25 protein-coding genes and 1 riboswitch are annotated in these 25891 nt (G+C 71.3%); of the genes, 15 read left to right on the plus strand and 10 right to left on the minus strand.

Translation table 11 applies throughout. From position 1 onward, the window contains the following. Positions 1–61: 61 nt before the first annotated feature. Positions 62–340 carry a MoaD/ThiS family protein gene (locus AB0L71_RS05650; protein WP_365238239.1) on the minus strand — a complete coding sequence of 93 codons (279 nt, stop codon included), beginning with the start codon at positions 338–340 and terminating at the stop codon, positions 62–64. A gap of 28 nt (positions 341–368) precedes the next feature. After that, entirely contained in the window at positions 369–1670 is a 1302-nt protein-coding gene (thrC, locus tag AB0L71_RS05655; RefSeq protein ID WP_365238242.1) for a threonine synthase, read from the minus strand. An 18-nt stretch (positions 1671–1688) separates the two neighbouring features. Then, positions 1689–1853: riboswitch (SAM riboswitch) on the minus strand. 153 nt (positions 1854–2006) lie between these two features. On the opposite strand from thrC, the gene AB0L71_RS05660 reads away from it, so the two are divergent. After that, a complete protein-coding gene (locus tag AB0L71_RS05660) occupies positions 2007–2957 on the plus strand; it encodes a glucosyl-3-phosphoglycerate synthase (protein ID WP_365238245.1) in 951 nt (316 codons plus the stop codon). Between the two features lie 44 nt (positions 2958–3001). Next, on the plus strand, positions 3002–4429 hold the full coding sequence (locus AB0L71_RS05665) for a trehalose-6-phosphate synthase (protein WP_365238247.1): 1428 nt from the start codon (positions 3002–3004) through the stop codon (positions 4427–4429). Positions 4430–4460: 31 nt separating this feature from the next. Here the strand turns inward: AB0L71_RS05665 and otsB are convergent, their stop codons facing one another. The 3 genes from otsB to AB0L71_RS05680 all read right to left on the minus strand — a co-directional run bounded on the left by otsB (position 4461) and on the right by AB0L71_RS05680 (position 6507). Beyond that, positions 4461–5345, minus strand: coding sequence for a trehalose-phosphatase (otsB, locus tag AB0L71_RS05670; protein WP_365238249.1), 885 nt, complete (start codon positions 5343–5345; stop codon positions 4461–4463). A gap of 101 nt (positions 5346–5446) precedes the next feature. Next, complete coding sequence (locus AB0L71_RS05675) at positions 5447–5713, minus strand: DUF3263 domain-containing protein (protein ID WP_365238252.1); 267 nt, start codon at positions 5711–5713, stop codon at positions 5447–5449. A gap of 122 nt (positions 5714–5835) precedes the next feature. Next, on the minus strand, positions 5836–6507 hold the full coding sequence (locus AB0L71_RS05680) for an enoyl-CoA hydratase-related protein (protein ID WP_365238254.1): 672 nt from the start codon (positions 6505–6507) through the stop codon (positions 5836–5838). Between the two features lie 484 nt (positions 6508–6991). Between AB0L71_RS05680 and AB0L71_RS05685 the strand changes: the two genes are divergently transcribed. The 5 genes from AB0L71_RS05685 (at position 6992) to AB0L71_RS05705 (ending at position 12282) form a co-directional block, all read left to right on the plus strand. Beyond that, entirely contained in the window at positions 6992–7900 is a 909-nt protein-coding gene (locus AB0L71_RS05685) for a sugar isomerase (protein WP_365238257.1), read from the plus strand. Positions 7901–8011: 111 nt separating this feature from the next. Continuing rightward, positions 8012–8944 (plus strand): ROK family protein, encoded by a 933-nt coding sequence (locus AB0L71_RS05690; RefSeq protein WP_365238260.1) that lies wholly within the window; start codon positions 8012–8014, stop codon positions 8942–8944. Beyond that, the gene (gene nagA / locus AB0L71_RS05695) at positions 8944–10098 is read left to right on the plus strand and encodes an N-acetylglucosamine-6-phosphate deacetylase (RefSeq protein WP_365238262.1); all 1155 of its coding nucleotides are present in this window, start codon (positions 8944–8946) and stop codon (positions 10096–10098) included. The genes AB0L71_RS05690 and nagA overlap by 1 nt, the downstream gene beginning before the upstream one ends. Before the next feature lie 179 nt (positions 10099–10277). Continuing rightward, complete coding sequence (locus tag AB0L71_RS05700) at positions 10278–11246, plus strand: 1-phosphofructokinase family hexose kinase (protein ID WP_365238265.1); 969 nt, start codon at positions 10278–10280, stop codon at positions 11244–11246. A 187-nt stretch (positions 11247–11433) separates the two neighbouring features. Beyond that, complete coding sequence (locus tag AB0L71_RS05705) at positions 11434–12282, plus strand: class II fructose-bisphosphate aldolase (RefSeq protein ID WP_365238267.1); 849 nt, start codon at positions 11434–11436, stop codon at positions 12280–12282. Positions 12283–12459: 177 nt separating this feature from the next. Here AB0L71_RS05705 and AB0L71_RS05710 read toward each other — a convergent pair whose 3' ends face one another. Both AB0L71_RS05710 and cdgB read right to left on the minus strand, forming a co-directional pair. Continuing rightward, complete coding sequence (locus AB0L71_RS05710; protein ID WP_365238270.1) at positions 12460–13407, minus strand: CBM35 domain-containing protein; 948 nt, start codon at positions 13405–13407, stop codon at positions 12460–12462. A gap of 151 nt (positions 13408–13558) precedes the next feature. Continuing rightward, entirely contained in the window at positions 13559–15202 is a 1644-nt protein-coding gene (gene cdgB, locus AB0L71_RS05715) for a diguanylate cyclase CdgB (protein ID WP_365238273.1), read from the minus strand. 372 nt (positions 15203–15574) lie between these two features. Between cdgB and AB0L71_RS05720 the strand changes: the two genes are divergently transcribed. Further along, a complete protein-coding gene (locus tag AB0L71_RS05720) occupies positions 15575–16081 on the plus strand; it encodes a flavin reductase family protein (protein ID WP_365238276.1) in 507 nt (168 codons plus the stop codon). Positions 16082–16162: 81 nt separating this feature from the next. Here AB0L71_RS05720 and arfB read toward each other — a convergent pair whose 3' ends face one another. Further along, entirely contained in the window at positions 16163–16597 is a 435-nt protein-coding gene (arfB, locus tag AB0L71_RS05725) for an alternative ribosome rescue aminoacyl-tRNA hydrolase ArfB (RefSeq protein ID WP_365238279.1), read from the minus strand. Positions 16598–16815: 218 nt separating this feature from the next. Between arfB and AB0L71_RS05730 the strand changes: the two genes are divergently transcribed. Together AB0L71_RS05730 and AB0L71_RS05735 are read left to right on the plus strand one after the other, a co-directional pair. Beyond that, on the plus strand, positions 16816–17391 hold the full coding sequence (locus AB0L71_RS05730; RefSeq protein ID WP_365238281.1) for a TerD family protein: 576 nt from the start codon (positions 16816–16818) through the stop codon (positions 17389–17391). Between the two features lie 144 nt (positions 17392–17535). Next, positions 17536–18033: a hypothetical protein gene (locus AB0L71_RS05735; RefSeq protein WP_365238284.1), complete on the plus strand. Its 498-nt coding sequence runs from the start codon at positions 17536–17538 to the stop codon at positions 18031–18033. A gap of 44 nt (positions 18034–18077) precedes the next feature. On the opposite strand, the gene AB0L71_RS05740 is transcribed toward AB0L71_RS05735, so the two are convergent. Together AB0L71_RS05740 and AB0L71_RS05745 are read right to left on the minus strand one after the other, a co-directional pair. Next, a complete protein-coding gene (locus AB0L71_RS05740) occupies positions 18078–18755 on the minus strand; it encodes a pentapeptide repeat-containing protein (protein WP_365238286.1) in 678 nt (225 codons plus the stop codon). A 70-nt stretch (positions 18756–18825) separates the two neighbouring features. Then, positions 18826–19305, minus strand: coding sequence for a GNAT family N-acetyltransferase (locus tag AB0L71_RS05745; protein ID WP_365238289.1), 480 nt, complete (start codon positions 19303–19305; stop codon positions 18826–18828). A 194-nt stretch (positions 19306–19499) separates the two neighbouring features. Between AB0L71_RS05745 and AB0L71_RS05750 the strand changes: the two genes are divergently transcribed. From AB0L71_RS05750 to AB0L71_RS05770, 5 genes are all read left to right on the plus strand, one after another. Next, entirely contained in the window at positions 19500–20174 is a 675-nt protein-coding gene (locus tag AB0L71_RS05750; RefSeq protein ID WP_365238291.1) for a rhomboid-like protein, read from the plus strand. Positions 20175–20325: 151 nt separating this feature from the next. Continuing rightward, positions 20326–21717 (plus strand): FAD-dependent oxidoreductase, encoded by a 1392-nt coding sequence (locus AB0L71_RS05755; protein WP_365238293.1) that lies wholly within the window; start codon positions 20326–20328, stop codon positions 21715–21717. 182 nt (positions 21718–21899) lie between these two features. Continuing rightward, positions 21900–23690, plus strand: a complete 1791-nt coding sequence (locus tag AB0L71_RS05760; RefSeq protein ID WP_365238295.1) for a siderophore-interacting protein — start codon at positions 21900–21902, stop codon at positions 23688–23690. Further along, positions 23683–24777: an iron ABC transporter permease gene (locus AB0L71_RS05765; protein ID WP_365238297.1), complete on the plus strand. Its 1095-nt coding sequence runs from the start codon at positions 23683–23685 to the stop codon at positions 24775–24777. Before AB0L71_RS05760 ends, AB0L71_RS05765 begins: the two co-directional genes overlap by 8 nt. Continuing rightward, a complete protein-coding gene (locus AB0L71_RS05770; RefSeq protein WP_365238300.1) occupies positions 24774–25841 on the plus strand; it encodes an iron chelate uptake ABC transporter family permease subunit in 1068 nt (355 codons plus the stop codon). Before AB0L71_RS05765 ends, AB0L71_RS05770 begins: the two co-directional genes overlap by 4 nt. The last annotated feature ends 50 nt before the right edge of the window (positions 25842–25891 follow it).

A 25891-nucleotide genomic window follows, 5' to 3' on the forward strand; every position in this document is an offset into this window, starting at 1 on the left:
AATTGCCCCCTCCGCTTCTCTCGCAGAGGGGGCAATTCCGATAACGCTGTGAAGTCGGCGGTCAGCAGCCGCCCGCGACCGCCGGGATGATCGAGATACCGGCACCGTCCGGCGTCGCCGTCTCCAGACCGCCCTCGAAGCGCACGTCGTCGTCGTTGACGTACACGTTCACGAAGCGGCGCAGCTTGCCCTGGTCGTCCAGGACACGGGCGGCGATGCCCGGGTGGTTCTGCTCCAGGGACTCGATGACCTGCGAGAGGGTCGCGCCCTCGGCCGGGACCTCGGCCTGGCCGCCCGTGTAGGTGCGGAGGATGGTGGGGATACGGACCTTGACGCTCATGCGGATGCCTTTCTCCGGTCTCGGGTGGTCAGTTGCCGGCCAGGCCGGCGGCGCGGAACGCGTCCAGGCTCGGACGGATCGTCGCGGTCGCCTGCGAGGTGGCGGCCACCGCGTCCAGGGTCTTGAGGCCGTCGCCCGTGTTGAGGACGACGGTGGTCAGCGCCGGGTCGAGCAGACCGGCCTCGATGAGCTTCTTCGTCACGCCGACCGTCACTCCGCCCGCCGTCTCCGCGAAGATGCCCTCGGTGCGCGCCAGCAGCTTGATCGCGTCGACGACCTGCTCGTCGTCGACGTCCTCGACGGCGCCGCCGGTGCGGCGGGCGATGTCCAGGACGTACGGGCCGTCGGCCGGGTTGCCGATCGCCAGGGACTTGGCGATGGTGTTCGGCTTCTGGGGCCGTACGACGTCGTGTCCGGCCTTGAAGGCGGTGGAGACCGGGGAGCAGCCCTCGGCCTGGGCACCGAAGATCTTGTACGGCTTGTCCTCGACGAGACCGAGCTTGATCAGCTCCTGCAGACCCTTGTCGATCTTCGTGAGCTGCGATCCGGACGCGATCGGGATGACGATCTGGTCGGGCAGCCGCCAGCCGAGCTGCTCGCAGATCTCGTACGCCAGCGTCTTGGAGCCCTCGCCGTAGTACGGGCGCAGGTTGACGTTGACGAAGCCCCAGCCCTCGCCGAGCGGGTCGCCGATGAGCTCCGAGCAGAAGCGGTTGACGTCGTCGTAGTTGCCCTCGATGCCGACCAGTTCGCCGCCGTACACCGCGGCCATGACGACCTTGCCCTGTTCCAGGTCGTGCGGGATGAACACGCAGGAGCGGAAGCCGGCGCGGGCCGCGGCGGCGCCCACCGCACCGGCGAGGTTGCCGGTGGAGGAGCAGGAGAGGGTGGTGAAACCGAAGGCGCGGGCGGCCTCGACGGCGATGGCGACGACCCGGTCCTTGAAGGAGTGCGTCGGGTTGCCGGAGTCGTCCTTGACGTACAGCTCACCGGTGACGCCCAGCTCGCGGGCGAGGTTGTCGGCCTTGACCAGCTTGGTGCAGCCGGGGTTGATGTTGGGCTTGTCCGCGACATCGGCGGGGACCGGCAGCAGCGGCGCGTAGCGCCAGATGTTGTGGGGCCCGGCCTCGATGCGCTTCTTCAGTTCGTCGGGAGAGCCGCTCGGCAGGTCGTACGCCACTTCGAGCGGCCCGAAACAGGACGCGCAGGCGAAGATGGGGCCGAGTTCGAAACGCTCACCGCATTCGCGGCAGGAAAGCGCCGCTGCGGGGCCGAGGTCGACACCATCGGCGGAGGAATCGGTGTTCACTGCAACAGTCTGCGCAGCCATGAGAGGCGAGGCCCTTTCTCCTCATCTTCCTCGTGACGCATCTCGCCACGAGACGGAATTGGCACCTTCCCCACCTGACCTCGCGAATTGGGGTCGTCCCGGCTCGAACGAAATGGACGGCCGGGGGATGGGAGGGTTGCCGGGACTTCAACGGGCCGTTCCCTCAGTCCCTCTGGATGAGCGCTGTGGCACTGGATCAGCGATCCAGGCATTTTTCGGCGGACGGACCCCGACATACGACGGCCATCCGCGTTGTTCAAGACTGTAACCGAAGCCCTGGACGGTTGAGATAGTCGTCCGAACCGCGAGATGGATCACATACAGGGAGTATCGACCGTGCTCGAAGAGGTCGAACGCTGGCTGGTCAGTCGTTCCTGGTCGGCCGCCGACCGCCCGCTGGAGCGGCTCGTCGCCGCCAAGGCACGGGACCCGCGCCGCGGAAGCGTGAGCGTGGTGCTGCCCGCGCTGAACGAGGAGGCGACGGTCGGCGCGATCGTCACGACGATCCGGCGCGAGCTGATGGAGAAGGTCCGCCTGGTCGACGAACTCGTGGTGATCGACTCCGGTTCCACGGACGCCACCGCCCGGGTGGCCGGGGAGGCCGGTGCCCGGGTGGTGCACCGGGACGCGATACTCCCCCGGATCCCGGCCGTGCCCGGCAAGGGCGAGGTGCTGTGGCGGTCGCTCCTGGTGACCAGCGGTGACATCGTCTGCTTCGTCGACGCCGACCTGAAGGAGTTCTCGGCGGACTTCGTCTCCGGCATCGTCGGCCCGCTGCTCACCGAGCCGGACGTGCAGTTCGTCAAGGCGATGTACGACCGCCCGTTCGGCGACACCGCGGGCCAGGGGGGCCGTGTCACCGAACTGGTGGCCCGCCCGCTGCTCAATCTGCACTGGCCGCAGCTGGCCGGCTTCGTCCAGCCGCTGGGTGGCGAATACGCCGTGCGCCGCTCCCTCCTGGAACAGCTCCCCTTCCCCGTCGGCTACGGAGTGGAGCTGGGACTCCTGGTCGACGCCCTGCACACGGTGGGTCTGGACGCCCTGGCCCAGGTCGATGTGGGGGTGCGCAAACACCGCCACCAGGATGGACAGGCGCTCGGCCGGATGGCGGCGGCGATCTACCGGACCGCTCAGCTCCGGCTCTCCCGCGGCCACCTGGTCCGGCCTGCGCTCACCCAGTTCGAACGCGGCGAGAACGGCTTCGTACCGCGTACCCATACGGTGGACACCGCGGAGCGGCCCCCGATGCGCGAGATCGAGGAGTACGTCGCGCGCCGCGCGGCCTGACTTCGCACGTTTGGGCGGTTCGTGATCGGGCTAGATTCCGCAACATGGTCTCCGCGCACGAAGCCCAGCCCGAAGCCCCGTCCGCAGCCCCGTCCGAGGGCCGGCCCGCCGCGCAGGTCCTCGTCGCGTCCAACCGCGGCCCGGTCTCGTACACCCTGGCCGTGGACGGAACGCTCGAAGCCAGGCGCGGTGGCGGTGGGCTGGTCTCCGGGCTGAGCGCCGTCAAGGACAAGCTGTGGGTCTGCTCCGCACTCGGTGACGGGGACCGGGAGGCGGTCCGGCGCGGGGTCGGTGAGCAGGGCGTACGGATGCTCGACATCGACGAGGACGTGCACACCGACGCGTACCACGGCATCGCGAACTCGGTGCTCTGGTTCGTCCACCACATGCTCTACCAGACACCGCTGGAGCCGGTGTTCGACGCGGAGTTCCGGAGGCAGTGGGCGTCGTTCGAGACGTACAACCGGGCGTTCGCCGAGGCGCTCGCCGAGGAGGCGGGCCGGGGTGCGGCGGTGCTGGTGCAGGACTACCACCTGGCGCTGGTGCCCGGCATGCTCCGCGAGCTCCGCCCCGACCTCAGGATCGGCCACTTCTCGCACACCCCGTGGGCGCCCGTCGACTACTTCCGCCTGCTCCCCGACGACATCGCCGAGCAGGTGCTGCGCGGCATCCTGGGCGCGGACCGGGCGGCCTTCCTGACCCGGCGCTGGGCGGACGCGTTCGTCGACTGCTGCAACCGGATCCTGGGCGGCACCGGGCACACCGAGATCGGGGTGCACGGGCTCGGCGCGGACGCGGACTTTCTGCACGGGCGCGCGCACGAGGCCGATGTGGACGAGCGGATGGCGGCGCTGCGGGAGCAGATCGGCCCCGGGCGCAGGACGATCGTGCGGGTGGACCGGACGGAGCTGTCCAAGAACATCGTGCGGGGCCTGTTCGCCTACCGCGAGCTCCTCGAGGAGAGGCCCGAGTGGCACGAGCGGGTCGTCCATGTCGCCTTCGCGTACCCCTCGCGCCAGGACCTGGCGGTGTACCGCGAGTACACGGCCGAGGTGCAGCGGGTCGCCGACGAGATCAACACCGTGTACGGCACGGCGGGCTGGACGCCGGTCGTGCTCCACGTGAAGGACGACTTCGCCCGCTCGCTCGCCGCGTACCGGCTGGCCGACGTGGCGCTCGTCAACCCGGTCCGTGACGGCATGAACCTGGTCGCCAAGGAGGTCCCGGTCGTCTCCGACCACGGCTGCGTCCTGGTGCTGTCGCGGGAGGCGGGGGCCTACGAGGAGCTGGGCGGCGACGCGGTCGTGGTGAACCCGTACGACGTGTCCGCGACGGCGGCGGCGCTGCACGAGGCGCTCACGATGGCGGACGACGAACGGGCCGCGCGCACGCGGCGGCTGGCGGCGGCAGCGGTGGCACTGCCGCCGCAGCAGTGGTTCCTGGACCAGCTGGACGCGCTGCGCAGGACGTGAGCGCGGGTCCGGCCGGACCCGCAGCCCGCCGTCAGTGCTGGAGCCGGCGCGCGAGGGCCGCCAGGAACGCCACGACGGATCCCGGGCCGTTCAGCAGCAGATCGGCTCGTTCGGCCAGTTCGGGCACCTCCGCGCTGCCGCTGCACACCAGCAGGCCGGGGATGCCGTCCGGGCCCTCGGCGCGGAGTTTCTCCACGGTGGCGTACGCGGCGAGGTCGCCCAGGTCGTCGCCCGCGTAGAGGACGGACTCGGCGTCCGCTTCCCGCAGGTACCGCGCGAGCGCCACACCCTTGTCCATGCCCGGCGGGCGCAACTCCAGGACCAGGCGGCCCGGTTCGACGATCAGCCCGTGCCGGGCGGCGAGGTCGACCAGGGGGCCGCTCAGGGTCTCGAACGCCACCTGCGGGTCGGCGGCGCGGCGGGTGTGGACGGCAATCGCCTGCCCCTTCTCCTCGATCCAGGCGCCGCGCCCGGAGTCGAACAGGTCGAGCACACACGGGAGTTCGGCGCGGATCGCGGCGATGCCGGGGTGCGGGGCGGGGGTGTGCACGGCGCCCGAGGCGGCGTCCCAGCGTTCGGCACCGTAGTGGCCGAGGACGACGAGGTGGTCGAGTCCGGGCACTCCCGCGAACCCGCCGTACCGGACCGCGACGTCGGCCGGGCGGCCGGTGATCACGGCGATGGAGGCCACCTCGGGGGCGAGGGCGGCGAGGGCTTCGACCGTGCCCGGGTGGGCGCGGGCCTGTTCCGGGTCGGGGACGATGTCGGCCAGGGTGCCGTCGAAATCGAGCGCGATGACGGCCCGGTCCGGGCGCGCGAGGATCGCGGCGAGGGCTTCTCGGCCGGGTCGGGTGGTGGGGGTGGGGAGCTCGGACGGGGTCTCGCTCGGCGCGGGTACGTGCGGGTTGCTGCCCATGGGCCGAGCCTATAGCGGCCGTGCGGCGCCGGTCGCGCCGAGCGGCCGGTGCTCCGGGGCGCTCGGGGGCGTTCCGGGGCCGGAACGCCCTGGGCCGCCACTCAGCGGCGTCCCCGCCGGGCCTCGCGGACCCGGCGCAGGCGGTTCACCGTCACCGGGTCCTCCTCCAGCGCCCGCCGGTCGTCGAGCAGCGCGTTCAGCAGCTGGTAGTAGCGCGTGGGCGAGATGCCGAGCCGTTCGCGGATCGCGCGCTCCTTCGCGCCGGGACCGGCCCACGGCTGCCGTTCGAGGGCGAGCACGGCACGGTCCCGGTCGGACAGGCCCACGGGGCCGTCCGGGGTGCCGGGGCCATTCGGAGGAGCGGTCATATCAGCCAACCTATCGCCCGGCGGAACACCGTGGCGGCCGTGCTCCCGGACCGGCGGCGGTACCCCGTCCCGGTGCGCGATGGGGCGCCGGGACGGGAAGGGGGGCGCGACGTGCGGTGGTGTCAGCCGAGCGGGGCGACGGTGTCGCGCAGGGCGGCCAGCACGGGGGCGTACATGCGGGCCTTGATGGTCCCGAGGGTGTCGCCGGCCCTGTTCACCTGGGCCTGGGCCAGTTCGACGGCGGCCGTACGGACGGCGTCCTCGGCGACCGCCCGGTCGACGATGCCTGCGGCCTCGGCGTCGGTTCCGCCGTAGCGGTGGGCGGTGAGCATGGCCTGGTGGGCGGTCTGCGGGGCCAGCCGGGCCTGGATGAGGGCGGACATGGCGGGGGTGAAGGGGATGTTGATGTCCGCCTCGGGCAGGCACCAGTAGCCACGGTCGGCGCGCATGACGCGGAAGTCGTGGGCGAGGGAGAACATCGCACCGGCGGCGAAGGTGTGCCCCTGCAGAGCGGCCACGGTGATCACCGGCAGGGACAGCATCCGTGCGAACAGCCCGTGCACGGAGGCGACGTAGTCCTGGTGCTGGTCCGCGTGAGCGAACAGCCAGTCCAGGTCCAGGCCGTTGGAGTAGAACTTCCCCGTCGCGGCCGTCACCAGGGCCCGGGGTCCTTCCGCCTTCTCCACCTCGTCCAGCGCCGCGCCGACGGAGGCGATCCAGTCGGGGTGGAAACGGTTCTCCCCGTCTCCGAGATCGAGGACGAAGACCTGGTCATGGCGGTCGAGCGTGGGCATTTCGACTCCCTCAACGGTGGGCTGGATCGGGGCGGTGGGCTGGTCACGGCCTGAGGACGAAGCGTGGAGGACCGAACCCCGAGGGGCCCCGCAGTGCGCGAGGACGCGGTCGGCACGGCTACCGCCCACCGGGAACTCCCGTGCGAGAGGCGCCCCACAAGGATCTACTAAGCGGTAACTTATGCCGCGCGCGAAGGCCCCGCAAGGGTCCGGAGCAGGCTCCGCCCCGGCTGCGAGCACTCCTGCCGCAGGGCCCGTATCGCCAGAAGCCCCGACGGCCGACGCCGTGGGCCCGGCACCCGCGCGACGCACCCCGACCCACTCCCGGACCGCTCCCGGTTGGCTCACACGGGCATTGCCCTTGACCTGCACCGACTGCTAAGGAGGGGACGGGGTATGCCCCTTGATGATCCGGACCCGTGCCCCACCGCTGTGCCGCACCACTCGCCTCGTCACCGTTCCCCGCCGCAAGGAGCCGTCCAGCATGTCCCGTACCGCATCAGAGATCGCCACCCAGCCCGACTGCTGGCGCCGTGCCGCAGAGGCGGGAGCGGCGTTCGACGGACTGCCGCTGCCCGGCGAGCGGGTCGCCGTCACCGGGTGCGGCACCTCCTGGTTCATGGCCATCGCGTACGCGGCCCTGCGCGAGGCCGCCGGCCAGGGCGAGACGGACGCGTACCCCTCCTCGGAGTTCCCGGCCGGGCGGCCGTACGACCGGGTGGTGGCGATCACCCGCTCCGGCACGACGACCGAGGTGCTGGAGCTCCTCGGCGCGCTGCGCGGCAAGGTCACCACCGTGGCGCTGACCGCCGATCCGGCGACACCGGTCATGGACGCCGCCGACACGGTCGCCGTGCTGGACTGGGCCGACGAGGAATCGGTCGTCCAGACCCGGTTCGCTACCACCGCACTGGCTTTTCTGCGGGCCGGCCTGGAGGCGTCGGGCCCGCTTCCGGCCGGAGTGAAGACGGTCGCCGCCGCCGCGGTCGACGCGGAGCTCGCGGTGAGGGAGCCGCTGGACGAGGCGGTGGTCTCGGCCGAGCAGTGGACGTTCCTGGGGCGCGGCTGGACGTACGGCCTGGCCCAGGAGGCCGGGCTGAAGATGCGTGAGGCGGCGGGCGCCTGGACGGAGTCGTATCCGGCGATGGAGTACCGCCACGGCCCGATCTCGATCACCGGACCGCAGCGGGTGGCCTGGGTGTTCGGCCCCCTGCCGGAGGGGCTCGCCGGTGAGGTGGCACGGGTGGGCGGCACGCTGGTCGCCCATGCCACCGCGGACCCGATGGCGGACCTGATCCGGGCACAGCGGCTGGCGGTCGAGCTCGCGGAGTCGAAGGGGTACGACCCGGACCACCCGCGCAACCTCACCCGCAGCGTGATCCTTTCGCCCTGAGCCCACCGCCCGGCCCGCAGCTCGGGACATCCGGCGACGTTTTTGTATGCACGCGAAACAAACCGAAAAGTGGACTAGACCTTTTGGGGCGGGCGGGCGAGACTGTTTCCCGTGAAACACGTCATCGCCCTCGATGTGGGCGGCACCGGAATGAAGGCCGCACTGGTCGGGGCGGACGGCGCCCTGCTGTACGAGGCGCGCCGGGCGACCGGCAGGGAGCGCGGCCCCGACGCCGTCGTGGAGTCGATCCTCGCCTTCGCCGCGGACCTGCGGGCGTACGGCGAGGAGCACCTCGGCGAGAGCGCCGTCGCGGCCGGTGTCGCCGTGCCGGGCATCATCGACGCCCGGAACGGGATCGCGGTCTACGCCTCGAACCTGGGCTGGCGCGACGTACCGATGCGTGACCTGCTCGGTGAACGGCTCGGCGGCGTCCCCGTCGCGCTCGGCCACGATGTGCGCACCGGCGGGCTCGCCGAGGGCCGGATCGGCGCGGGCCGGGGCGCCGACCGCTTCCTGTTCCTGGCGCTGGGCACCGGAATCGCCGGGGCGATCGGCATCGAGGGCACCATCGAGGCCGGTGCGCACGGGTCCGCGGGCGAGATCGGCCACGTCGTGGTCCGGCCGGACGGCCCGGACTGCGGCTGCGGCCAGCGCGGCTGTCTGGAGACCCTGGCGTCCGCCTCCGCGGTGAGCCGGGCCTGGGCCGCGGCGTCCGGCGATCCGACGGCGGACGCCGCGGACTGCGCGAAGGCCGTGGAGTCGGGCGACCCCGCGGCCGTGGAGGTCTGGCGCAACGCGGTGGACGCACTCGCCGCCGGGCTCGTCACCGCGCTGACCCTGCTCGACCCCGGCACGCTCATCATCGGTGGCGGTCTCGCCGAGGCCGGGGAAACGTTGTTCACACCACTGTGTGCGGCCGTCGAGGAACGTGTCACGTTCCAGAAGCTGCCGTGCATCGTCCCGGCGGCCCTCGGGGACACCGCCGGATGCCTGGGCGCAGGGCTGCTCGCCTGGGATCTACTCTCCACGGAGGTATCCGCCTGATGGCCGGACGCGCAGACAGCACCGTTCTCGCAGGCGCCCGGGTGGTGCTTCCCACCGGGACCGTCGAGAACGGCCGAGTGATCGTCGAGGGCAGCCGGATCGCCGGCAGTGCGGCCCAGGACGCCCGGACCGTCGACCTGAGCGGGCACTGGGTGGTCCCGGGCTTCGTCGACATGCACAACCACGGCGGCGGCGGCGCGTCCTTCACCTCCGGCACCGTCGACGAGGTCCTCACCGGTATCCGTACCCACCGCGAGCACGGCACCACGACCCTGGTCGCCTCCACCGTCACCGGTGAGCTGGACTTCCTCGCCCAGCGGGCCGGCCTGCTGTCCGAACTGGTCGAGCAGGGCGACCTCGCCGGAATCCACTTCGAGGGGCCGTTCATCTCGCCGTGCCGCAAGGGCGCCCACAGCGAGGACCTGCTGCGCCACCCGGACCCGGCCGAGGTCCGCAAGCTGATGGACGCGGCGCGTGGCACGGCGAAGATGGTCACCCTCGCCACCGAACTCCCGGGCGGAATCGCGTCGGTGCGGCTGCTCGCCGAGCACGGGGTGATCGCCGCGATCGGACACACCGACGCGACGTACGACCAGACCGTCGAGGCGATCGACGCGGGCGCCACCGTCGCCACCCACCTCTACAACGCGATGCCCGGCCTCAACCACCGCGTGCCCGGACCGATCGCGGCCCTGCTGGAGGACGAGCGGATCACCGTCGAGCTGATCAACGACGGCACGCATCTGCACCCCATCGCCCTGGAGCTGGCTTACCACCACGTGGGGGCCGGCCGGGTCGCGCTGATCACCGACGCCATGGACGCGGCCGGCTTCGGCGACGGCCGGTACCAGCTCGGCCCGCTCGCGGTCGAGGTCAAGGACGGCGTCGCGCGGCTGGTCGAGGGCAACTCGATCGCGGGCTCCACGCTCACCCTGGACACCGCCTTCCGCCGGGCCGTGACCATCGACCGGATCCCGGTGGACGACGTCGTGCAGTCCATCTCCGCCAACCCGGCACGCCTGCTCGGTGTGTACGACAAGGTCGGCTCGCTGGACCCGGGCAAGGACGCGGACCTGGTCGTCCTGGACGCGGACTTCATGCTCAAGGGAGTCATGCGCAAGGGCGCCTGGATCGTCGAGCCCCGGATCGGGTGATCCCCCCGTTCGAGACGCTGACCGAGGGTTCGGCGCGTGCGTAACGAAGAGACGGCGGTTGGTCCTTGGGTCTGGGCCGTCCGCCGCCGCTTTGGCATGATCACCTGGGATACAGCCAGTCACAGCGCGTCTTCCCCGGGGAATCGCGCTCCGGAGCAGGGTTCGAGGGAGTGTTCGCGGTGATCCTCACGGTCACACTGAATACGGCACTCGACCTGACGTACGGCGTCCCGAAGCTCGTCCCGCACACCACCCACCGCGTCGGCGGCCTGTCCGAGCGCCCCGGCGGCAAGGGGCTCAACGTGGCTCGGGTGCTCTCCGCACTCGGCCACGAGACGGCGGTCACCGGCTTCGCCGGAGGCGCCACCGGCACCGTCCTGCGCGAGCTGCTGGCCGACCGGTCACCGGAGGACGCGGCCCTGGACCCCGGGGCCGCCCGCGTACCGATCACCGACGCCCTCGTGACCGTCGCCGGGAACACCCGTCGCACCGTCGCCGTCGTCGACCGGGCCACCGGCGACACCACCCAGTTCAACGAACCCGGCCCACTCGTCACCGCCGAGGAATGGGCCGCCCTCCTCGCCCGGTACACGGAACTCCTCACCGGGGCCGACGCCGTCGCCCTCTGCGGCAGTCTGCCGCCCGGCATCCACGTCGGCGCCTACGCCGAACTGGTCCGCCTGGCCCGCGCCACTGGTGTCCCGGTGCTCCTGGACACCAGTGGCGAACCGCTGCGCCGCGGCATCGCCGCCCGCCCCGACCTGATCAAGCCGAACGCCGAGGAGCTCGCCCAGCTCACCGGCTCCCGCGACCCGCTGCGCGCCACCCGCGACGCCCGCCGCCGCGGCGCGCACGGCGTCGTCGCGTCACTGGGTCCGGACGGCCTGCTGGCGGTCACCCCCGACGGCATCTGGCAGGCGTCCCCGCCCGCCAGGGTCCCGGGCAATCCGACCGGGGCGGGCGACTCCGCCGTGGCCGGGCTGCTGTCCGGCCTCGTCGAGGGCCTGAGCTGGCCGGACCGGCTGCGTCGGGCGGTGGCACTGTCGACGGCGACCGTGCTCTCCCCCACGGCCGGTGACTTCGACCGCGCGGCGTACGAGGATCTGCTGCCGCGGGCGAAGATCGAGGAACACCCACCGGCGGCCTAGGGCCTTTCGTTTGGATCACGCTGGGCACGCGAGCCCAGCGTGATCCAAACGAGAGGCCCTGTGTCGCGACCGGCCATGTCTGCCCACGACGGGCAGAGGTCGCCGGTCACGGCACCGGCTGCCACCCGCATCCGCTCGTCCGGTCCCCGGACCGGACGGTTCCGCAAGAGAAGTCGCAGAGGTCAGCATGCCGCTCGTCAGCACCGGTGAACTCGTCTCCGCCGCCCAGGCCGAGGGACGCGGAATCGCCGCCTTCAACGTCATCACGCTGGAGCACGCGGAGGCCATAGCGGCCGGCGCGGAGCGGGCCGGCGCGCCCGCCATCCTGCAGATCTCCGAGAACGCCGTGAAGTTCCACGGCGGGCGCCTCTCCCCCGTCGCCGCCGCGGCCGCCGCCGTCGCCCGCGCCTCCAGCGCCCCGCTGGCACTCCACCTCGACCACGTCGAGTCCGTGGAGTTGCTGCACCAGGCGCACGAGGCGGGCTTCGGCTCGGTGATGTTCGACGCCTCCAAGCAGGACTACGAGGAGAACGTGCGGGCCACCGCCGAGGCGGTGGCCTGGGGTCATGAGCGCGGCCTCTGGATCGAGGCCGAACTCGGCAAGGTCGGCGGCAAGGCGGGGGAGCCCCCGCTCGACGCCCACGCCCCCGGCGTCCGCACCGACCCGGACGAGGCGGCCGGGTACGTCCGCGACACCGGGGTGGACGCGCTGGCCGTCGCGGTCGGCTCCTCGCACGCCATGACCGAGCGCACCGCCGCCCTGGACCACGCACTGATCAGCCGGCTGCGCGACGCGGTTCCGGTCCCGCTGGTGCTGCACGGCTCCAGCGGTGTCCCGGACCACGAGATCCGCCGGGCCGTCGCCTCCGGCATGGTCAAGATCAACGTGGGCACGGCGCTGAACACGGCGTTCACCGGCGCGGTACGGGCCCACCTGGCCGAGAACGCCACGGGCGTCGACCCGCGCAGATACCTCGCACCGGGGCGCGAGGCGATGGCCGCGACGGTGGCGGGGTTCCTGGCCCTGATGGGCTGACCCGCCCCGGAACGACAACGGTCCGGCCCTTCTCACCCCGCTCGGGCGAGAAAGGCCGGACTGCTCGGGCAAGTTCGGGCGAGAAAGGCCGGACCCTGCTGGACTTCCGTCCTGGTCCCCGGCCGGATGTCGCCGCGGAACCGTATGGAACCGGGCTGCGCCTACGGCCGAGAGGCCCTACGGCTCCTTGATCTGCAGCCAGTCGAGGATGGCCTCGCACTGGTTGCCGGTCTCGCAGGACAGCTTGATGGTGTTCCGGCCCTGCTGGAGTGTCACCGGCGCCCAGGTGGTCTGCCAGTTCTTCTCCCAATTGGGGTCATCGCTGTTGATGAAGTTCTTCAGACCCAGCGGAGAAGGGTTCGCCTTGTCGTTCACCGTCAGCGTCGCGTTCGCGTCCTTGGCCGGGATGGCGTACCGCACGTACAGCTTGTACTCGCCGGCCTCATCGACGTTCGCCGTCCAGGTCGCCGACGCTCCCACCGTGTTGAACCCACCGATGTACATGCCGCCGGGGCCCTCGGCGCCCTCGACCGTCTTCTCGGTGATCGCGCCGCCGCCGAGCTTCAGCGTGGCCGCGTCCTGCTTGGGCAGCTCGGCCGGCGGCTCGGAGGTCGCGGACTGCTCGGGCGCGGGGGACTCCTCGACCTCGTCACCGGGGCCGGCGGACGAGGTGGCCTCGTCCTTCTTCCCGTCCTTGTCGTCGCCCGTGATCAGCGCGGCGCCGATGCCGATGAGCACGACCAGGACCACCGCGACCGCGCCGATGAGCAGCCCCTTGGTGTTCGGGCCGCCCTTGCCGGAGCCGCCTGCACGGCCGTGGCCGCCCTGCTGCGGGACATGCGGGGCGGGAGCGCCGCCGGGGTACGTCTCCGGGGCGGCGTACTGCGCGTTCGGCTGGCCGTACGACTGCTGGTACGGCACCTGCTGCCCGTACTGGCGCTCGCCGACGGTCCGCACCTGGTTGTACGAGGTGCGGGGGACACCGGGCTGCGGAGCCGCCGGACCCGGGTAGCCGTAGCCGCCCTGCCGAGGCGGCTGGGCGCCCGCAGCCTGTCCGTCCTCGTACAGGTAGCCGAACGGATCGTCGTCCTCGGGTGTGTTTGCGCCGCTGTTCCCGGCCGTCATCCCTGGGTCACTCCTCACCATGTCGCCAGCCGTCGCCGTGTGTGCCAGCCGTGGCCGACCGGCCGAGCCTACCCCGAACACACCGCCCCAAGAATTGCCGTGGCACCTCGTGGAACAGCACCGGGACACAGGGGCGGCGCGTATGCGGAGATCAGCCCGCCCTGCGGTGAACCTTCGCCCGGGACCGCTTCTCCACGTACATCCGCTGGTCGGCGGAGCGCAGCACCTCATCGGTGGTCATCCCGCAGGCGGCCCACCCGATACCGAAGCTCGCCCCGACGCGTACCGTCCGGCCGTCGACCCTGATCGGCGGAATGATGGCGTTCCGCAGGCGTACGGCCAGATCCGCCGCGTCCGCGCCGCCGAGCCCGTCGGCGAGAACGACGAATTCGTCGCCGCCGAGCCGGGCGACGGTGTCGCCGTCGCGGACGCAGGTGGTGAGCCGGTGGGCGACCTCGATCAGTACGGCGTCACCGGTGTGGTGGCCGAACCGGTCGTTGATCGACTTGAAGCCGTCGAGATCGCAGAAGAGGACCGCGAGGCCCTTCGTCCCGTCGTCGTGCTCGGTGTCGGGTGCGACGGAGTGCACATGGTGGTCGTACAGGGAGCCGGGCACCGGGTCGACGTCGTAGCCGTGCGTCCGTACGTCCGGATCGTCGACGTCGCCGTAGGCCGCGTCCAGCGCCTCGACGTCGTTGGCGGCCACCGCCTGCGGGCGATCGCAGAGCCGGGAGCCGAGCCGGGAGCGCAGCTCGGCACTGTTGGGCAGACCGGTGAGCGCATCGTGCGAGGCCCGGTGCGCGAGATGGAGCTCGTGGCGCTTGCGCTCCTCTATGTCCTCGATGTGGGTGAGCAGGAAGCGCGGGCCGTCCGTGGTGTCGGCGACGACGGAGTTGCGCAGCGAGACCCAGAGATAGGTGCCGTCCCGCCGCCCGAGCCGCAGCTCGGCACGGCCGCCCTCGGCGGAGGTGCGCAGCAGCGTGCCGATGTCCTCGGGGTGGACGAGATCGGCGAAGGAGTAGCGGCGCAGGACGGACGCGGGGCGGCCGATCAGCCGGCACAGGGCGTCGTTGGTGCGCAGCAGCCGGCCGTGCTGGTCGCCGCCCAACTCGGCGATGGCCATGCCGCTGGGGGCGTACTCGAAGGCCTGGCGGAAGGACTCCTCGCTGGCCCGCAGCGCCTGCTGTTCGCGCTCCAGGCGGACCAGGGCGCGTTGCATGTTCGCCCTCAGCCGGGCGTTGCTGATCGCGATGGCCGCCTGCGACGCGTACATCTGGAGGGCCTCGCGGCCCCAGGCACCGGGACGGCGGCCGTTGCGCGGGCGGTCGACGGAGATGACGCCGAGGAGATCGCATCCGCCACCGGTGGCGTACATCGGGGCGTAGAGCCGGTCCTGGGGATGCCACTCGTCCTCGAAGCGGGGCTCGGGGCCCTCGGTGTGCCACTGCGGCACGTCGTCGTCGAGGAGGACCCAGCCCTCGGTGTGCGGTATGAAGCGGAGCTCGTCCCAGGCCTCGGCCATCGAGAGTCGGCGCTCCCAGGATTCGCGCGAGCCCACCCGGCCGGTGATCAGGGCTTCCGCGGCGCTGTTGCCGGCCAGGGCGGCGACGACGAGGTCTCCGTCGGGACGGACGATGTTCACGCAGGCAAGCTCGTAGCCGAGACCGGTGACGACTCCGTCGGCCACGGTCTGCAGTGTGTCGGCCAGGCTCCGCGCCGTATTGAGCTCGCCGACGACCTGGTGCAGTTGCCGCAGCGCCGCAAGGCGGACGTACGGCTCCGACTCGGCCTCCATCGCTCGCACTCCCTGAGACCTCGACAGCACTCCAGGTTTCATATCGACGTACTTACTCCAGTGTCACGACCACTGAATCACAGTGAGCTGTGCAGCCGGTACACAGGGTCAGCATTTATGGCCCTCTGTGACTCAAGTCACAAGAGATCATTGAAGGGACGCGAGTGTCGCGTGCAGGCGATCCGTCCCCCCTCCTCCCCGCGTCTCCGGGCGGCCGCACCGGCGGACTCGGCCCTTCCGGGTCCGGGGTCCTAGGACCTGGCTGGTCCCCTGGCCCGATACAACGGCGGGACGTGCACGACTAGCGTTCCCGATGTGTTGCAGACAAAGCCCCCCACCCCGCGTTCCGAGTCCGTCCCCCATGCTGAGGGGGTGAGCAATGATGAGTTCCGAGGCGCCCTCGCCCGGCTGGCCGCCGGTGTCGTGCTGATCACCGCCGAGGAGCCGCCGCTCGACGAGAACGGGCGCGGCGAGGACGTCGGGATGACAGCCACCGCCTTCATGTCGGTCTCGCTGGATCCGCCGCTGGTCATGGTCAGCCTGCGCAACGACTCACGGATGGACGACCTGCTCTCGGAGCAGCCGCTGTGGGCGGTCTCCGTACTCTCCGAGAACCAGCGGCACATCGCCGGACGGTTCGCGATGAAGGGCCGGATCAGCGACCGGCTGCTGTTCGAGGACATCGCGTACACCCGGGGCGGGATCAGCCACGCACCCCTGATCGGAGGGGCCCTGGCCACGCTGGAGTGCCGCACCGAGCAGCGGGTCCCGGCAGGCGATCACACGCTCGTCATCGGCCGGGTGCTGAGCACGTCCCTGCCCAGTACGGACGGATCACCGCTGACGTACTTCCGGGGGCGGTACCGGCAGCTGGGGTGAGCGGGCGACCCCGCGGGGGCCGTCGCTCGGGAACGGGGCCGCGCCCGGGGTCGAGCGGGGCGGTCCGGATCGGGCGGAGAGCTACCAGTCGCGGCCGGAGCGGCCGCGCTTCGTCTCCCCGCGCTGCTTCTTCTCGCGCAGGCGGCGCTCGTTGATGCCGCGCGGAATCCTGGTTTTGCGACGGGGCCTGGGCGGCGGCGCCGTGGCCTCGGCCAGCAGGGACGTGAGCCGCACCAGAGCCGCTTCACGGTTGCGCCACTGGGAGCGGTGCTCGGACGCACGCACCACGACCACCCCGTCCACCAGCCTTCCCTCCAGACGCTGGAGCGCCCGCTCCTTCCACACCTCGGGCAGCGACTCGGTCGCCGCGAGGTCGAAGCGGAGCTCCACCTGGGAGTCGCTGGTGTTGACGTGCTGCCCGCCGGGCCCGGAGGACCGCGAGAAACGCCACCGGAGCTCGGCCTCCGGCAGGGAGACCGAACCGCGGATGACATGAGGCCCGGACATGACACCCATGTTCCCCGGACCACTGGGTGTTCGTCACCTTCTTTTGCCGTACGGGCCTTCGCCGCACAGGTCTTCGCCGTACGGCACGAGCCCGTGGGCCGAACGGGGCACTTCGGTAAAGAAAGTAAAGGGAACAGGAACTGCCCGGTCCCCTGCCCGCGTTATGACCTGTGACGGTAGCTTCGTGAAGGCACGAAGCCCGCACTCGACGACGAAAGGGACTTCCCATGGCTGTAAGCCTGTCCAAGGGCGGCAACGTCTCGCTCACCAAGGAGGCCCCGGGCCTGACCGCCGTCACGGTCGGCCTCGGCTGGGACGTCCGCACCACGACCGGGACCGACTTCGACCTCGACGCCTCGGCGATCGCGGTCGACCCCGGCGGCAAGGTCGTCTCCGACGGCCACTTCGTCTTCTTCAACAACAAGTCGACGCCGGACCAGACCATCGTCCACACCGGTGACAACGTCACGGGCCAGGGCGAGGGCGACGACGAGCAGATCAACGTCAACCTGGCAGGCCTGCCGGCCGATGTCGACAAGATCGTCTTCCCGGTCTCGATCTACGACGCCGAGACCCGCAGCCAGAACTTCGGCCAGGTGCGCAACGCCTTCATCCGCATCGTCAACCAGGCCGGCGGCACGGAGATCGCCCGCTACGACCTCAGCGAGGACGCCGCCACCGAGACCGCCATGGTCTTCGGCGAGCTCTACCGCAACGGCGCGGAGTGGAAGTTCCGCGCGGTCGGCCAGGGTTACGCCTCGGGCCTGCGCGGCATCGCCCAGGACTTCGGCGTCAACATCTGACGCTCCCGGGCCCCGAAGGTCCCTTCGCACCTGAGCCCCCGCCGCATCCCCTGCGGCCGGGGGCTCCGGCGCGTGTGCCTGGTCCGGCCGGGGGCTCGGGCGACCACGGTGTGGACGCGCGGGAGGGCATGACACCATCGAACCGTGCTCGACATCGGCTACTCCCTCTCCCGGCGCTTCCCCGATCCTCCGCAGACCGACTACCGCCGCGCGGACGTCCACGCTCTGCGGCACGACCTGTTCTCCGGGGACGTCTACCTCGCGGACACCGAGACGGACCGCGAACTGTCCACAGCCTGGGGATGGGTGCCCGTGCTCGACTTCGCCTGGGCGCTGTGCGACATCGTCGAACAGATCGACCAGGACCCGCGCGGCAACCGCTCGCACCGCCGGCAGTTCGCCGAGCTGGACTTCACCGAGTCGTCCGACCGGATGCTCTTCGAGCGCCGCTTCGGCTGGGTGGACATCGAGGCCGACTGGATGTCCGGCGACGAGCCCCCCATCACCTTCAACCACGCGCTGCTGCGCCGCGAGGCCCGCGACTTCCTGCACGATCTGATCGCCGACCTCTCCGACATGCACGAAGGACTCGCCGACAACCCCGTCGTCTGGGACCTCCAGGCCCGCTTCCCCCGCATCTGATCCGAAGAGCGCCCCCTGCCGGAGGACGACCCGGCCCCGGCGGGCTACGCCTCCACCCGCACCCCGATCTGCGCCGCGAACGCCGGTGCCAGCTCCATCAGCTGCGCCGGGCTGATCACCGCTCCGGCCAGCCGCTCCACCCCGCGCGCGATGTCGAGCTCGGCGACCGTCCGCAGGTCCACCGCGTCCATCCGCACACCGCTGAAGTCGGCCCGCTTCAGCACACAGTCGCGGAACTCCACCCGCACCAGCTGCGCGTCCCCGAAGTCCGGCTCGGACAGCACACAGCCCTCGAACACCACGTCCGTCAGCCGGGCCTTGCGCAGATTCAGGTAGTCGGTCTTCCCACCGCGCACCAGCACCCGCTCCAGCACCGCACCGTGCAACTGCGTCCCGCCCAGCCGCGCGTCCACCACCTCCACATCGCGCAGCGACGCCCCCGCGAGGGAGGTACCCACACCTCGTATGCCGGTCAGCACCGAGTCGATGAAACGGGCTCCGTCCAGGGCCGTGCGGTCCAGTGTGCAGCCGTCCAGCGCGCAGTCCATGAACCGGGCCCCCGGCCCCGACTCGTCCGCGAGATCCGTCCCCTCGAACCGCAGACCGTCGTAGTCCCCGTCGGGCTCAAGCCCTCCCCCGTCGTACGCGACGAGCGGTGGCAGCCGCACCTGGGGCCGCCGTGCCGCTGCGATGGTGTCCGTCTTCCCGCTCCTGCGTGCCATGCCCCCATCCTGGCCCACCCGACCGACAACACCGCATCACCGCTGCCGCACAGACGCCCCGGATCCGGACCTACCGCCCCGTCCCGAGCCTGGTCAGCGCATCGTCCGTCAGACGGTAGACGGTCCACTCGTCCTGCGGCCGTGCGCCGAGCGACTCGTAGAACGCGATGGACGGGGCGTTCCAGTTCAGCACCGACCACTCCAGGCGCTCGTAGCCGCGCTCCGCACAGATCCGTGCCAGCTCCGTCAGCAGCGCCTTCCCGTGCCCGCCGCCCCGTCGGTGCGGACGTACGTACAGGTCCTCCAGGTAGATGCCGTGCACCCCGCGCCAGGTGGAGAAGTTGAGGAACCACAGCGCGAAGCCGACGACCTCGCCGTCGTCGTCCGACTCGGCGATGTGCGCATACGCGGCGGGCTGCTCACCGAACAGTGCCTCGTGCAGCTGCTCCTCGGTGGCTTTCGCCTCGTGCAGCGCCTTCTCGTAGTCCGCCAGCTCACGGATCATGGCGTGGAGGACGGGGACATCGGCAGGGGTGGCGGTACGGATCATGAAGGCAGCGTAAGCACCGACCCCGTGCTCCGCCGACAGCACCCCATGAGATCCGCGGCGGCCCGCCCCGGCAGCGCGGTGGGAGAACCCGGCCGTCCTGTCGTCCCTGAGGGCTGTCCCGTGGGCCGGGTGCCGGCCGGGCCGCCCGGAATGTCGATTCCACGGACACCCGTGGAGCCGTGCGTCAATCGGTTATGACTCCGAGCAGCCCCGCCCCGCCCACCGGACCGCGTGCCGCGGCCGGCTCGTGGATCCGCAGCGCCGGCTCGTGGGTCCGCAGCGCACCCGGCACGTACATCTGGCTGGCCGCGCTCTTCGTCACCACCGTCATCGCCCATCGGATGTCACCCGGTTTCGAGGCGGAGTTCCTGCGCCGGCGCTCGACCAACCTCCATGAACTCTCCCGGAACCCCGTACGCGTACTGATCACCAGCGCCTTCTGGATCGACAGCAGCCACTGGCTCCCCTACGCCGTCCTCTACACCGTCTTCCACGCCTCCGCCGAACGCTGGCTCGGCACCCTGCGCTGGCTCGCCGTCGTCGTCATGTCCCATGTCCTCGCCACCCTCGTCAGCGAAGGCGTAGTCGCCTGGGCCATCCGGAACGGAGAGGTCCCGCCGTCCGCCGCCCACACGCTCGACATCGGCGTCAGTTACGCGCTCGCGGGCGTCATCGGTGTCCTCACGTACCACATCCCGCCTCCCTGGCGATACGTGTACCTCTTCGCCGTCCTGGTCTTCTACGGCATTCCGCTCGCCGCCGGCCCCGCCTTCACCGACGTCGGCCACTTCACCGCCGTACTCATCGGTCTCGCCTGCTACCCACTGACCCGGCACCGGCCCAGGACGAAACCCGCCTCGGCCCAGTAACGTCCCGCCCAGGGAAGGCGATGCCGCACCGCAGGCATGACGTGATGGCTTCGTGGCCGGCGGCACAGCACCTCCTCCCGGCACGGCTCGACAGCACGGCTCCACAGCAGGGCTCCACCCGAGGGCCTCACACCGGACAAAGCAGGGCAACATGAGCACCGTCAACGGCGGCATATCGTTCTGGTACGCGGACCAGGGCCTCTCCGCCCCCAGGGAACCCCTCCCCGGCGACACCACCGCCGACGTCTGCATCGTCGGCGGCGGATACACCGGACTGTGGACCGCCTACTACCTCAAGAAGGCCGTCCCCTTCCTCAACATCACCGTTCTCGAAGCCAAGTTCTGCGGCTACGGCGCCTCAGGGCGCAACGGCGGCTGGCTGTACAACGGCATCGCGGGCCGCGACCGCTACGCCCGGCTCCACGGTCACGAAGCCGCGGTCCGCCTGCAGCAGGCGATGAACGACACCGTCGACGAGGTCGTCCGGGTCGCCGCCGAGGAGAACATCGACGCCGACATCCACCAGGGCGGGGTCCTCGAAGTCGCCTACACCCCGGCCCAGTTGGCGCGGCTCAAGGACTTCCACTCGGTGGAGATCGCCTTCGGCGAGAAGGACCGCGTCCTGCGCGGCGCCCGCGAGACCGCCGAGCGGATCAACGTCGCCGGCGCCGTCGGCTCCACCTGGACACCGCACGGCGCCCGCCTGCACCCGGTCAAACTCGTCCAGGGCCTCGCCGCGACCGTCGAGGCGCTCGGTGTCACCCTCCACGAGTCGACACCCGTCACCGAGATCAGGCCCAAGCACGCCCACACCCCGTACGGCACCGTCCGCGCCCCGTACATCCTGCGCTGCACCGAGGGATTCACCGCCAACCTCAAGGGCCAGAAGCGCACCTGGCTGCCCATGAACTCCTCGATGATCGCCACCGAACCGCTGCCCCGGTCGATGTGGGACAACATCGGCTGGGACGGCCGCGAAACCCTCGGGGACATGGCCCACGCCTACATGTACGCCCAGCGCACCGCCGACGACCGCATCGCACTCGGCGGCCGCGGCGTCCCCTACCGCTACGGTTCCCGCACCGACAACGACGGGCGCACCCAGCCCGCCACCATCGAGGCCCTGCGCGACATCCTGGTCCGCTTCTTCCCCGTCACGGCGGGCGTCCGCATCGACCACGCCTGGTCCGGCGTCCTCGGTGTCCCGCGCGACTGGTGCGCCACCGTCACCCTCGACCGCTCCACCGGCCTCGGCTGGGCGGGCGGCTACGTCGGCTCCGGTGTCGCCACCACCAACCTCGCCGCCCGCACCCTGCGCGATCTGATCCAGCAGGACTCCGGCCAGTCCGGTCCCACCGAACTGACCACCCTGCCCTGGGTCGGCCACAAGGTCCGCCGCTGGGAACCGGAACCCTTCCGCTGGATCGGCGTCCACGGCATGTACGCCGCCTACCGCGCCGCCGACCGCCGCGAAATCGCCTCGCCCCGGCACGGCACGGACCCCCTCGCGAAGGCCGCGGACCGGCTGGCCGGGCGGCACTGAACAGACCGCGGCTGCGGGCACCCGCCACCGGGGCGGCGGGTGCCCGCAGCCGCGGGAGAGCCGCAAAGCGCACATCACTACATAACTGCACATCAGAGGGCTGCCACAGAAGCCGACCTCCCCGCATCGCCCGATGCAACTTAGGTTAGGCTAACCTCATCTTCGCCCCTCTGGAGAATCCCATGCCCCGCACCTCCCGGCCCCTGCAGATCCATCCCATCGTGATGCGCCGTGCAGTGGTGACACGTGTCATCGACGTCACCCCCCACATGCGCCGCATCACGCTGTCCGGACCCGAACTCGCGGCCGGAGAGATGGGCGCCGGGTTCGAGCGCCCGCCCTTCCGGTCCGACGGCTTCGACGACCACGTGAAGATGATCTTCCCTCCGGCCGAGGGTGAACTGCCGTCCTCCGGGGTCCAGCAGGAGACCCGCTTCGCCTGGAACCCCGAGATCCTCGGCTACACCCGGGACTACACGGTGCGTTCCTGGGACCCGGAGAACCAGACGTTCGACATCGATGTCGCACGTCACGACCACGGTCTGGCGACGTCCTGGGCGTTCCGTGCACAGCCGGGCGACGAGGTGCAGTTCGCGGGCCCCAAGACGTGCACGCTCCGCAACGACGAGGCCCAGTGGCATCTGCTGGTCGGCGACGACACCGCGCTGCCCGCGATCGGCCGCTGGCTCGAGGAGGCCCCGCAGGGCACGCGCGGTCATGTGATCGTGGAGATCCCGACCCTGGCCGACCGTCAGGAGATCGAGACCGCGGCCGACGTGGAGATCGAGTGGCTGGTCCGTGGTGACGCACCCGCCGGGACGAGCACCCAGCTCTTCGATGCGGTGCGCCGCGTCGCCGTCCCGGACTGCCGTGTCTATGCCTGGGTCGCCGGTGAGGCGATGACCATCGCCCCCATCCGCCGGTACCTCCGCCGTGACCTGGCGCTGCCGAAGGAGGACATCGAGGTCACCGGCTACTGGCGGCTGCCCCCGGGCGCCGCGGTGAAGGCGCGGCAGCCGGCCGACCGGGCGGAGCAGGCGGTTCCGGGTCCCGCGAAGGAGGACGAGGAGACCGCGACGCAACTGATCACCGATGTGCACGAGATGACGGAGCTGCTGCCACCGATCGTCACCCGGGTCGCCGTGACCCTCGGCATCGGCCCGGCCGTCGCGTACGGCATGACGACGCTCGACTCCCTGGCCCGCGAGGTCGGTGTCGAGGCAACCGCGCTGCGTCCGCTGCTGGAGGCGATGACGGCCCTGGGGCTGCTGGAGGCCGACGGAGAGCACTACCGCAACACCGGGCGTGGCGCGGTCCTCATGGAGCCCTCCTCCCAGGAGGAGCTCTCGCTCGACAACCCCGTGAACCGTGAGGCGCTGGCGCTCGTCGATCTGGTGGACGTACTGCGATCGGGCCGCCCGGCATCGCGTCTCGGTGACGCGCCGTGGCGTGAACGCCGCTCGGCCGTCGACGTGTTGGACTCGGCCCATCAGGAACGCGCCGCGGAGGAACTCCAGTACGTCCTTCCGATGCTGGCGCAACTCCCCGCGGTGACCGAGGCACGCACGCTGGCCGTGTTCGGTGACGCCTCTGCGGTCGTCGCGTCCCAGGTGGCGCAGGGCCGCACCGTGCAGATTCCGGGTACGGCGGGGACGACGTGGGCGGCGCACGACTGCGCGGTCCTCGTCGCCGTGCTGGAAGGACGTTCGGACGAGGAGGCGTTGAGCATTCTGCGGACCGCGCTCGCCGCCGGCCCGGCAGTCGTGCTCGCCGAGCGCACCTGCGACAGGGCCGCGGCCGACGACCACGTATCCGAGTACGCCCTCACGAGCCTGGCGGTGACCGGACGGACGCTGCGTACCCGTGCGCAGTGCGAGGAGTTGCTGCGCCGCGCGGGTGCGTCGACCGTCGAACGCTCCGTCCTCGGCTGGGGTTTCGGGCCGTTCGGGACAGTGACCGTCGCACATGTCTGACGTCGCCCCCTCCCCCCGCGTGGCCGGGCCAGGTGAGATCGGGGACCCGTCCGGTGCGCGGAAGGCCACCGGACGGGCCGCCGACGCCACCCGGTCGTCGCGGATGCCTCTGGTCCTGGCCGGGCTCACGGTGGCCCTGGTGCTGTCGGTCGGTGTGAGTCTGTTCGTGGGCGCCGAGGCCATCGCACCTTCGCGGGTGTTCTCCGCCCTGTTCGGCCACTCCGACCGCGAGGCCGAGTTGCTGGTCTCCACCTACCGCATGCCCCGCACCCTCGTCGCGATCACGGTCGGTGCGGCCCTGGGGGTGGCCGGTGGTCTCATCCAGGCCTACACCCGCAACCCGCTCGCCGATCCCGGCATCCTCGGTGTGAACGCGGGGGCCGCGCTCGGTGTGACCCTCGCGATCTGGGGCGGGCTCTCGTTCACCATCGGTTCGCTGGTCTGGCCCGCCCTCGTCGGCGCGTTCGTGGCGACCGTCGCGGTGCTGCTGCTCTCCGCCTCCGGCCGGGGACCGGCGACGCCGGTGCGGATGACGCTCTCGGGTGTCGCGCTCGCGGCGGTACTCAGCGGAATCACCACCTCCATCCGGCTGGCCGACCCGCGCACCTTCGACCGCTTCCGGTCCTGGGTGGCAGGGTCCGTCGCCGGGCGTTCGCTCGACGATCTGGCGGCGGTGGCCCCGTACCTGGTGGTCGGGCTGGTGCTCGCGCTGGTCCTGCTGCGGCCGCTCAACGCGATCGCGCTCGGTGAGGACCTGGCGGCCTCACTCGGCGTCAACACCCGCCGGACGCGGCTGCTCACGATCGTCGCGGTCACGCTGCTGGTGGGGGCGTCGACGGCGGTGGCGGGACCGATCTCCTTCCTCGGCCTGATGGTTCCGCACATCTGCCGACTGCTGATCGGCAACGACCACACCCGGATCATCCCGATGTCGATGCTGGTGGCCCCGGTCGTCCTGCTCGTCGCCGACACGGTGGCCCGGGTGATCATCCCGCTGCGCGAGATACCCGTCGGCATCATGACGGCCTTCATCGGAGCGCCGGTCCTCATCTGGCTCGTGTCCGGCCGGAAGGTGAACACCCAGTGAGTACATGGATCGAAACGGACCGCGGTTCCGTAGTGGTCCGGACGCGGGGACGCGTACCGGTCTCGGGACGGATTCCGGTGCGCGGGACCCTCGTCTGCGCGGGGATCGTCGTGCTCACCCTGGCGGTGACACTTCTCGCGCTGATGCTCGGCAGCGTGGTGTACTCACCCGCCGAGGTCTTCACGGCCGTGTTCGGCGAAGCCCCCCGGTCCGTCGAACTCTTCGTCGTCCAGTGGCGTCTGCCGCGCGCCCTGGCCGCTGCCGTGTTCGGTGCGCTGCTCGGGATGGCCGGCGGCCTCTTCCAGGGCATCACCCGCAATCCGCTGGGCAGCCCCGACATCATCGGCTTCACGGCGGGTGCCTCGGCCGGCGGTGTCGCGGTCGTCGCCTTCATCGGCTCCGGCTATTTCCTGGTCGCGGGAGGCGCCCTCACCGGCGGACTCGTCGTCGCCGCCCTGGTGATGCTGCTCTCCAGGGGCGGAGGCGTCTCCGGCTTCCGCCTGGTGATCGTCGGCATCGGCCTGAGCGCCATGCTGGTGAGCCTCGAGTCGTGGTTCATCCTGACCGCCGACCTCGAACTGGCCCAGGTCGCCGCACTGTGGAGCGCGGGTTCGCTCAACGGCACCAGCTTCACGTTCACCGGTCCCGCGCTGGTGACCGGGTGCCTCGCGCTGGTCCTCGTCGGTGCGCTGATGAGCCGTCGGCTCACGCTGCTGGACCTCGGCGACGACATGTCCGCGTCACTCGGCGTACCCCCCGAACGGACCCGGCTGATGGCCATGGTCTCGGGTGTCGTCCTGGTGGCGATCGTGACCGCGGCAGCCGGCCCGATCTCCTTCGTCGCACTGGCCGCCCCGCACATCGGCCGACGGCTCGCCGGAGCCTCGGGAACGGCTCTGGGCCCGGCCACCTGTGCCGGCTCCTTCATCCTGGCCAGCGCCGACCTGCTCTCCCAACACGCCATCCCCGACCACACCTTGCCGGTCGGTGTGGTCACCGTCGCGATCGGCGGCCTCTACCTCATGACGCTCCTCGTGCGCGAGAACCGGAAGGGAACCCTGTGACCAGCTTCGAGAGGCACGCCCCGACCGGTGAGATCTCACTGCGGGCCGAC

Origin of the sequence: Streptomyces sp. NPDC052052, from assembly GCF_040680455.1 — a bacterium.
Lineage (GTDB): Bacteria > Actinomycetota > Actinomycetes > Streptomycetales > Streptomycetaceae > Streptomyces.

Excerpts from the sequence above, each read along its gene's own strand:
- AB0L71_RS05740 (WP_365238286.1), bottom strand. The coding sequence starts at position 18,755 with ATGGCACGCAGGAGCGGGAAGACGGACACCATCGCAGCGGCACGGCGG.
- arfB (WP_365238279.1), bottom strand. The coding sequence starts at position 16,597 with ATGGGTGTCATGTCCGGGCCTCATGTCATCCGCGGTTCGGTCTCCCTG.
- thrC (WP_365238242.1), bottom strand. The coding sequence starts at position 1,670 with ATGGCTGCGCAGACTGTTGCAGTGAACACCGATTCCTCCGCCGATGGT.
- AB0L71_RS05680 (WP_365238254.1), bottom strand. The coding sequence starts at position 6,507 with ATGCCCACGCTCGACCGCCATGACCAGGTCTTCGTCCTCGATCTCGGA.
- AB0L71_RS05745 (WP_365238289.1), bottom strand. The coding sequence starts at position 19,305 with ATGATCCGTACCGCCACCCCTGCCGATGTCCCCGTCCTCCACGCCATG.
- AB0L71_RS05760 (WP_365238295.1), top strand. The coding sequence starts at position 21,900 with ATGCCCCGCACCTCCCGGCCCCTGCAGATCCATCCCATCGTGATGCGC.
- AB0L71_RS05705 (WP_365238267.1), top strand. The coding sequence starts at position 11,434 with ATGCCGCTCGTCAGCACCGGTGAACTCGTCTCCGCCGCCCAGGCCGAG.
- AB0L71_RS05750 (WP_365238291.1), top strand. The coding sequence starts at position 19,500 with ATGACTCCGAGCAGCCCCGCCCCGCCCACCGGACCGCGTGCCGCGGCC.
- AB0L71_RS05685 (WP_365238257.1), top strand. The coding sequence starts at position 6,992 with ATGTCCCGTACCGCATCAGAGATCGCCACCCAGCCCGACTGCTGGCGC.
- AB0L71_RS05650 (WP_365238239.1), bottom strand. The coding sequence starts at position 340 with ATGAGCGTCAAGGTCCGTATCCCCACCATCCTCCGCACCTACACGGGC.
- AB0L71_RS05765 (WP_365238297.1), top strand. The coding sequence starts at position 23,683 with ATGTCTGACGTCGCCCCCTCCCCCCGCGTGGCCGGGCCAGGTGAGATC.
- AB0L71_RS05755 (WP_365238293.1), top strand. The coding sequence starts at position 20,326 with ATGAGCACCGTCAACGGCGGCATATCGTTCTGGTACGCGGACCAGGGC.
- AB0L71_RS05675 (WP_365238252.1), bottom strand. The coding sequence starts at position 5,713 with ATGACCGCTCCTCCGAATGGCCCCGGCACCCCGGACGGCCCCGTGGGC.
- AB0L71_RS05665 (WP_365238247.1), top strand. The coding sequence starts at position 3,002 with ATGGTCTCCGCGCACGAAGCCCAGCCCGAAGCCCCGTCCGCAGCCCCG.
- AB0L71_RS05710 (WP_365238270.1), bottom strand. The coding sequence starts at position 13,407 with ATGACGGCCGGGAACAGCGGCGCAAACACACCCGAGGACGACGATCCG.
- nagA (WP_365238262.1), top strand. The coding sequence starts at position 8,944 with ATGGCCGGACGCGCAGACAGCACCGTTCTCGCAGGCGCCCGGGTGGTG.
- cdgB (WP_365238273.1), bottom strand. The coding sequence starts at position 15,202 with ATGGAGGCCGAGTCGGAGCCGTACGTCCGCCTTGCGGCGCTGCGGCAA.
- otsB (WP_365238249.1), bottom strand. The coding sequence starts at position 5,345 with ATGGGCAGCAACCCGCACGTACCCGCGCCGAGCGAGACCCCGTCCGAG.
- AB0L71_RS05730 (WP_365238281.1), top strand. The coding sequence starts at position 16,816 with ATGGCTGTAAGCCTGTCCAAGGGCGGCAACGTCTCGCTCACCAAGGAG.